Source organism: Streptomyces sp. NPDC003038 (genome assembly GCF_040611115.1).
Lineage (GTDB): Bacteria > Actinomycetota > Actinomycetes > Streptomycetales > Streptomycetaceae > Streptomyces.
This window is the reverse complement of record NZ_JBEXNN010000103.1, coordinates 1-2,185: the sequence shown is the minus strand read 5'-3', so window position 1 is coordinate 2,185 and position 2,185 is coordinate 1. Positions and strand designations below refer to the sequence as shown.

Sequence of the window (2,185 nt, the reverse complement as noted above, 5' to 3'; positions counted from 1 at the left end):
GCCACACCCCGGCCTCGGTCCAGTCCCGCAGCCGCCGCCAGCAGGTGACCCCGCTGCAGCCGATCCGCTCGGCGGGCACGTCCGCCCAGCTCACACCCTTGCGCAGCACGTACACGATGCCCGCCAGGGCAACCTGGTCATCCACCGGCTTTCGGCCGGGGAAACGATGCCGACGCGGCGGCCGGGCCGGGAGCAGCGGAGCTATCCGCTCCCACAGGTCATCGGGTACAAGGTCGTCAGCCATTCGGCAGACCCTGCCCAAAACCACCCCTCAACTCCCAGCCGCCACACCGAACTCATTCTGAAATGATCAGTAAGTGCAACATGCGAAACCCTGCGTCGTGGCACCCTCGAAACGTACGTCGACGGGTGCGTGTCGACCGATCGTATGGGGCGTGATACACCCTCTGCCAAGGACTGGCCCGATGTGAGGTATTGGCCTTCAGGGAGGGGGGAGATATGCCGGGTGCTGTGAGCAGGAGTGTGGCCGACGGAGTCGGGATGACTCGGGTGGGTGACCGGTGGCGGGTGACGCGGCCTTGGCCCGTCGGGCTGCAGCCGTATCTGCACAGCTATGCCGGCTATTGGGAAGCCGTGGCCTCGCCGTTTCGGGTCCGCCTCGTGCCCACCGGCCGAGCCGTCCTGGTGATCAGCCTGGGGGAGCCGTTCACCCAAGTCCGTCGACTCCAGGAAGCGAGCCGGGCAGGCGGAGCGATCGGTTCGCTGGTCGTAGGCCTCGATGACGGGCCCCGGCTATGTGACCACCCCGGCGGGCAGGAGGCGATACGGCTAGAGCTGACGCCGCTCGGCGCCTATCGGCTACTCGGCGTACCGATGCGCGAGTTGACGAACAGGGCGGTCGAACTGCGTGACGTGCTCGGTCCCGAGGCCGGCGAGCTGGCGGAGCGCATGGCGGCCACCGATGACTGGGCGACCCGCTTCGACCTTCTCGACTTCGTGTTACTGACCCGACTCGAGCGGGGCCCGGAGCCCGCGCCGGAGGTGAGCCACGCCTGGCGACTGCTCGCCCGCGCGGACGGGGCGATCCCGGTCGCGCGGATCGCCGCCGAAGTGGGCTGGAGTCAGAGCTACTTGGTCCGCCGCTTCACCGAACAGATCGGCCTGACACCCAAGGTGTCCGCCCGGGTCCTGCGCTTCCATCACGCCGTACACCTCCTCGGGCACAAGGGTGCGAGTCCCTCCGAGGTGACGGCCGCCTGTGGCTTTTACGACCAGGCCCACCTCAATCGAGAGTTCCGTGCCCTGGCCGGGACCACCCCGGGCCAGGTGGCGGCGGCCCGCATCGCGGAGGGTGCCCTCGCCCAGTGAGCGGCGAGGTCATTTTTGTCCAAGCCAGGCCGTCCGCACGTCGCTAGGATCCCCGGCAGTGATCTTCGTCCCCGAAGGCAGTCCGCCAAGTTCAGAGGTATCCGCAATGACGTATCCGAATTCGCCGTATCCGAATTCCCCGGCGGGCCCAGAGTGGCGGCCCAGGCGCGGTATGCGATGGCAGCGATACAAGGTGTCGCGCCCGTCCTCCCCGCAGGACCTGTTCGGGCTATGGGGGGCGATCGCGGCCGTGGTGGCCCTCGCTGTGTTCCTCGGGTGGGCGCTCGACATGAAGGGCGGTGCGGTGATCGTCTTCGCGATCCCGCTCATATCGTCCTGGTACGACTCCCGGCGCATCCTGTTCTACTTCAGCCCGGCCAGAGTGCAGATCGGGAACGTGATTCTGCCGTGGAGCGATGTCACCCAGTTCGTCGCGGCAACGCCCCCGTACGGTGAGCACGCCTTGATCGGGGTGCGGTTGCGGCAGGGCATGACCCTGCCGCCCGGATCAAACGTACCGCCGCCGAACCCGGCCATGCCGGCCCCGCTATACGTATCCGTTCCACGGCACCAGGTCGATGTGGCCAAGATGGCCTCCAAGGCCCGCAAGTACGGCCCGCCGCACATCCAGATCGTGGTCGCCGATCCGTCCGGCGAACGCATCGCCTCCTGAGACCCACTCCGCGCAGCCAACCCCGCTTCGTCAAGCGCAAGATGTCGAACTACCGGGCCAAGACCAGCCCCCACCGCAACTGGCCCCAACCCACCCGACCCCCGGCAGAAGCCACCACCGTCCTACCTCCATAAATCAACGGCATTGCGCCTAACTGATCATTTCGGAATGAGTTCGGTGTGG

Annotated in this window: 3 protein-coding genes; 2 read left to right on the top strand and 1 reads right to left on the bottom strand. The window is 67.3% G+C overall.

Annotated features, from left to right (window positions below; all coding sequences use genetic code 11):
- A partial coding sequence (locus ABZX75_RS34245; protein WP_355418130.1) for a transposase occupies window positions 1–244 on the bottom strand: 244 nt, incomplete at its 3' end.
- A gap of 239 nt (window positions 245–483) precedes the next feature.
- Between ABZX75_RS34245 and ABZX75_RS34240 the strand changes: the two genes are divergently transcribed.
- Both ABZX75_RS34240 and ABZX75_RS34235 read left to right on the top strand, forming a co-directional pair.
- On the top strand, window positions 484–1,329 hold the full coding sequence (locus ABZX75_RS34240) for an AraC family transcriptional regulator (RefSeq protein ID WP_355418127.1): 846 nt from the start codon (window positions 484–486) through the stop codon (window positions 1,327–1,329).
- 172 nt (window positions 1,330–1,501) lie between these two features.
- Window positions 1,502–2,002, top strand: coding sequence for a hypothetical protein (locus tag ABZX75_RS34235; RefSeq protein ID WP_355418124.1), 501 nt, complete (start codon window positions 1,502–1,504; stop codon window positions 2,000–2,002).
- Window positions 2,003–2,185: the final 183 nt, after the last annotated feature.

What these genes read in the sequence shown, in the direction of transcription:
- ABZX75_RS34235 (WP_355418124.1), top strand. Translation starts at nt 1,502, where the DNA reads ATGCGATGGCAGCGATACAAGGTGTCGCGCCCGTCCTCCCCGCAGGAC.